Origin of the sequence: Mesorhizobium sp. M2A.F.Ca.ET.037.01.1.1 (genome assembly GCF_003998075.1) — a bacterium.
Classification (GTDB): domain Bacteria; phylum Pseudomonadota; class Alphaproteobacteria; order Rhizobiales; family Rhizobiaceae; genus Mesorhizobium.
Genome location: NZ_RZSA01000416.1, coordinates 1 through 5,337, shown reverse-complemented (window position 1 = coordinate 5,337; position 5,337 = coordinate 1). Strand labels below are relative to the sequence as shown.

Here is a 5,337-nt window from a genome sequence, read left to right as displayed (position 1 = left end):
GCGCCCGAGATCACCACCCAGCCGATCGTTGCCGTGGTGCGCTTCCGCAACGAGAGTGGCGATCCGGCCGATGAGGCGATGGTCGACGGATTCGCTGAGGACTTGATAAACGGCATCGCGCGCTTCGGCACGGTCACGGTGCTGGCGCGGAACTCCAGCTTCTCCTTTGCTTCCTTCGGCCGCGCCGAGTGGCCGCAGATCCGCGCCCGCATCGGCGCCGACTACCTGGTCGAAGGGTCGCTGCGCCGCCAGGGCGAGCATGTCGTGGTTGCCGTCAGCCTCGTCGGCATAGCCACCGCCAGCCAACTCTGGGGCGACCGCTTCCAATCACAGGGCGACGGCCTCTTCGCAATCGAGCGCGAGATCGTCGAGCAAATCGTCAGCCGGCTGGTCACGCGTGTCGCCAATGCCGGACTGGAGCAGGCGTCGCGCAAGCCGGTCACCAGCCTAGCCGCCTATGAGCTTCTGCTGCGCGGCTTTGCGATGCTGCGCGATCCCGCCCAGACCGACCAGCGCAGCGCCGAAGCCCTATTTGAGGCCGCGATCGCTAAGGACCCGAACTACGGCCTCGCCTACACGTATCTTGGTCTTGTGCGGGCACTGGATGGCGAGTTCGGTCGCGCCAGCGACTCGGTTCTGGAAAATGCGCGCGACCTTGCCGACAAGGGCCTGGCGCTGTCGCCGGACCAGCCGACAGGACACCGCGTGCAGTCGCTGATCCGTCTCTATATGCGTGATCACGAGGCGGCCGAGCATCACATGCGCATCGCGCTGCAACTCAATCCCTACGATGCCGACAGCATCGAGCAGATGGGCATGTTGCTGACCATGCGCGGCCGGCCACTGGAAGCGCTGACCTGGCTGGCACGCGGCATTCGCATCGATCCTTTGCATCCGCACTGGTATCAGTTCGACCGCGCCTTGGCGCTCTACATGATGGGGGAATACCGGCAGGCGGCCGACGCGCTGGAGCTGGCGACGCGCCCGGCGCCCTGGATTCGCACGCGGCTCGCCGCCTGCTATGCCCAGATGGGCGAGATGGAGAAGGCGCGGCGGCAAATCGCCCTCATCGAGGAGGGCGCTCTGTTTTCGCCGCTCGACTATGCGCTGCGAGGGGTGCCCTTCGAGAGCCGCGCCGATGCCGAGCATCTCGCCGAAGGCGTCAGACTTGCCCTCGGCGTGACTATTCCCGAGCCGCCTCAATCGACGACCACCACGATATAGCGGCCCTGATAGAGCCGGTAGTAGGTGCCGCCGCAGCGCCAGACGTCGAAGCCGTTGACCTTGGTGCGCACGCAGCCGGCAGGCAGGGTCGCGACCCAGGCCGTGGTGTGCCGCAGCACGCGCCACGTGGCGGTGCGGCGGGCAACACCGGCTGCGCTGCGTGGCGTCCAGGGCACTCCGATGCGGGCCTCGGCAGCGCTGACGAGCGACAGTGTCGGCGCCGAGGTGCCGACGATCTCGACGGCGGTGATAGCGAGGGCGAGCAGGGCCGCGGCCGAGCGGTATTTCTTGAGCGATTGCATGGGCATGTTGGTTTCTCCAGATGTTGAGGTGAAGTCTAGTGGGAGGACTGAGCGGCAAGCCGGGCCGAGCCCGCCAGCGCCGCCAGGTGAGCAACCGCGAACAGAAAGTGCGCCGCGGTTGTGACGTAGCCGACGACGAGCACATCGGCGGCGATGAAGAACTGCCAGAACAGGAGATTTGCCGTTCCGAGCAGCACATGCACGGCAGCCAGGAAGGCGTGCCAATTGCGGGAGTAGGCGATGCGCCAGAGCGTCACGCCGATGATCAGTGCAAGCCCGTGCGCCTCGATGAAGCCGATGCCGGTACCTGGCGCATCGCCTAGCAGGATCGCTTCCGGGCCCCGCCCGAAGAAGGAGCCGGCGATATCGGTGAAAAGCCCGCCGGCCGAGGCCAGCATCAGGAAGCCGGCGTTGAAGCGCACAAGCAGATTTCCGTGGAAGAGGGACATGATCGTTCCTTTCGGGGTTGGGAGTGATCACGGCGGTGCGCCGTGATCTGTGTCGGGTTGCGTTGCCAGCTCAGGCCGCTACGGCCTGCGGTTGGTTGGCGGGCTCGGCTGCTGCCGCCGTCGCCGTCGGCGCCTTGATGCCGAACCAGGTGACGTAGAGCGTCGGCACGAAGACCAGCGTCAGCACGGTCGCCACCATCAGTCCGCCCATCACGGCGTAAGCCATCGGTCCCCAGAACACCGTCGGCGCGATCGGGATCATGCCGAGGATGGCGGCCGCCGCCGTAAGCAGGATCGGCCGCAGCCGATGCGTGGTGGCGCTGATCACCGCGGCCCAGGGCTCTTCGCCGGCGGCAATGTGCTGGTCGATCTGTGCGATCAGGATGACCGAGTTGCGGATCACCATGCCGATCAGTGACATCACGCCGAGGATGGCGACGAAGCCCATCGGAGCACCTGACAGGAGCAGGGCGCCGGCAACGCCGATGATGGCGAGCGGTGCGGTGAGCAGCACCAGCACGAGGCGCTGAAAACTCATCAGCTGGATCATCAACACCGTCGCCATGATGAACAGCATCAGCGGAAAGACCACGAAAATGCTGGCCTGCGCCTTGGCGCTGTCCTCGATCACGCCGCCCTGTTCGACGCTGTAGCGCACCGGCAGCTCCGCCTTGAATCCAGCGATCGCCTTCTGCAGCCGCTTCGAGACGACGGTGGCGTTCTCGCCGGGCGCGACGTCGGCCTGCACCATCACGGTCGGCAGGCGGCCACGGCGCCAGATCAGCGGCGGCTCGGTCTGGTAGCTGAGCTTCGCCACCTGCTCGAGCGGCACGCGCCGTCCGCCCGACGCGCTGATCGTCAGGCCGCGCAGCGTGTCGATGCTGGCGCGTTCCGAATCCACGGCGCGGGCGACGATGTCGACGAGATAGGTATGGTCGCGCATCTGGGTGATCTTCGAGCCGGACAGGATCGCGTTGATCGTCTCCGACAGCTGCTGCGAGGAGATGCCCAGAGCGCGCGCCCGGTCCTGATCGACCTCGACCTTGATGACCTTGGCCGGCTCGTTCCAGTCGTAGTTGATATTGCGCACCGCGGCGTCGCTGCCCAGCACCTGCGCAAACTGCTGCGCAAGGCTGCGTGTCTTGTCCGGGTCCGGACCGGAGACGCGGAACTTCAGCGGCCAGCCGACGGGCGGCCCCAGCTCCAGCGGCGTGACGCGGGCCATGACGTCGTCGAAACCGGTCGACAGCTCGCGCTCCAGCCGGTCGATCACCGCCTGGCGCACGGCGTGGCCCTTGGTGACGACCACGGCCTGGGCGAAGAAGTCATTGGCAAGCTGCGCGTCGAGCGGCAGGTAGAAGCGCACCGCGCCCTGGCCGACATAGAAGCTCCAATGGTCGATGCCGGGATCGGAAGCGAGCAGCTTTTCGACGCGCTCAACGACTGCGTCCGTCGCCTTAATCGAAGCGGTGCGGGGCAAGGTGAGGTCGAGCATCACCTCGGGCCGGTCCGACTTCGGGAAGAACTCCTGGCCGACAAAGCCCATGGCCACGACCGCGAGCGCGAACAGGCCCGCGGTCGCCGACAACACCAGCCACTTCGCCCGCATCGCGGCTTCAAGCAACGCCTGGAAGCCGCGGGCGATGCGCGATGGCTGATGGCTGCCGCCATGGCCCTTGATGCGATCGGGCAGCAGGAAGACGCCGGTCAGCGGCGTGAACAGCACCGCCACGACCCAGGACACGACGAGCGCGATGGCGACGACCGCGAACAGCGAGAAGCAGTATTCGCCCGCGCCGCTCTTGGCGAAGCCCACCGGCACGAAGCCGGCGATCGTCACCACCGTACCGGTCAGCATCGGAAAGGCGGTCGAGGTATAAGCGTAGGTCGCGGCCGAGATCTTGTCGTAGCCTTCCTCCATACGGGCGATCATCATCTCGACCGCAATCATGGCGTCGTCGACCAGGAGGCCGAGCGCGATGATCAGCGCACCGAGCGAGATGCGCTGCAAGGAGATGCCGAAATACTCCATCGTGACGAAGGTGATTGCCAGCACCAGCGGGATGGCGACGGCCACAACGACACCCGGACGCCAGCCGAGCGCTAAGAGCGACACGGCAAGCACGATGGCGATCGCTTCGCCGAGGCTCTTGGTGAACTCGCCGACGGATTCTTCGACCACGTGCGACTGGTCGGCGACCATGCCAAGCTCGGCGCCAAGCGGCAGCTCGGCCTCCATCTCGTGCATCTTCTCCTTGACGTTTTCGCCCAGCGCCAGCGCGTCGCCGCCGGCCGTCATCGACACAGCGATACCGACGGCGGGCTTGCCGTTGAAGCGGAACATCGGCTGCGGCGGGTCGGAATAGGCGCGCTTGACCTCGGCGACGTCACCCAGCCGGAAGTAATGGCCGTTGGCGTAGAAGTTGATCGCCTTTAGGCTCTCTTCCGAGGTGAAGGCGCCGGATACGCGGATGGCAATGCGCTCTGGGCCGGCATCGACCGTGCCGCTCGGCGTCAGCGCGTTCTGCGCTTGCAGCGCCTGCGTCAGCGTGCCGACGTCGAGACCGAGCGCCGCCACCTTCTGCGTCGAGAATTCGAGATAGATCTTCTCATCCTGCTGGCCGATCAGGTCGACCTTGGCGACGTCCTTCACGGTGAGCAGCCCGGCACGCAGGCTGGTCGCCATGTCCTTCAGCTCGCGATGGCTGAGACTGTCGGAGGTGAGCGCGTAGATCAGCGAATAGGTGTCCCCGAACTCGTCGTTGAAGAACGGGCCCTGCACGCCGGATGGCAGCGTCGGCTTGATGTCGTTGAGCTTCTTGCGCACCTGGTACCAGAGCGGCTGCACCTGGTCGCCGGCGACGGTATCCTTCAGGTTGACGAAGACGACGGATTCGCCGGGCTTGGTGTAGCTCTTGACGTAGTCGAGATCGGGCAGCTCCTCGAGCTTCTTCTCGACGCGGTCGGTGATCTGCTCGACTGTGTCGCTGGTGCTGGCGCCCGGCCACATCGTCTTCACCACCATGGTCTTGATGGTGAAGGGCGGGTCCTCCTCGCGGCCGAGACCGCGATAGGCGTAGAGGCCGGCAAGGGCTGCCGCGATCATCAGGTAGACGATGAAGCTGCGGTGGCGCAGCGCCCATTCGGAAAGATTGAAGCTGCTCATGACAAAATCCCTCTCTCAGCGCGCGCGAAGGCGCGTTCCGCCGGCTTCTGCCGGCTGGCGAAAACAAGTGAAGACTGGGTTTCGGTCAGCGCCCGCTATTTGGCGGGCACTGTTCAGGCCAGGCTGTGCATGGTGCCCGGCACACGGTAGGGCGCACGCTCCGCTGTCCTCGGCTTGATGGCGAGACCGGTGAGAT

Annotated in this window: 4 protein-coding genes; 1 reads left to right on the top strand and 3 read right to left on the bottom strand. The window is 65.9% G+C overall.

Features of this window, described 5'->3' with window-relative positions:
- On the top strand, nt 1–1,224 hold a 1,224-nt coding region (locus EOA27_RS20175; protein ID WP_127256978.1), incomplete at its 5' end, for an adenylate cyclase.
- Here the strand turns inward: EOA27_RS20175 and EOA27_RS20170 are convergent.
- The 3 genes from EOA27_RS20170 to EOA27_RS20160 all read right to left on the bottom strand — a co-directional run bounded on the left by EOA27_RS20170 (nt 1,200) and on the right by EOA27_RS20160 (nt 5,141).
- Complete coding sequence (locus EOA27_RS20170; protein WP_245467101.1) at nt 1,200–1,532, bottom strand: hypothetical protein; 333 nt, start codon at nt 1,530–1,532, stop codon at nt 1,200–1,202. The genes EOA27_RS20175 and EOA27_RS20170 overlap by 25 nt on opposite strands.
- A gap of 29 nt (nt 1,533–1,561) precedes the next feature.
- Entirely contained in the window at nt 1,562–1,975 is a 414-nt protein-coding gene (locus EOA27_RS20165; protein ID WP_189342029.1) for a hypothetical protein, read from the bottom strand.
- Between the two features lie 70 nt (nt 1,976–2,045).
- On the bottom strand, nt 2,046–5,141 hold the full coding sequence (locus tag EOA27_RS20160; RefSeq protein ID WP_127256976.1) for an efflux RND transporter permease subunit: 3,096 nt from the start codon (nt 5,139–5,141) through the stop codon (nt 2,046–2,048).
- Nucleotides 5,142–5,337 lie beyond the last annotated feature (196 nt).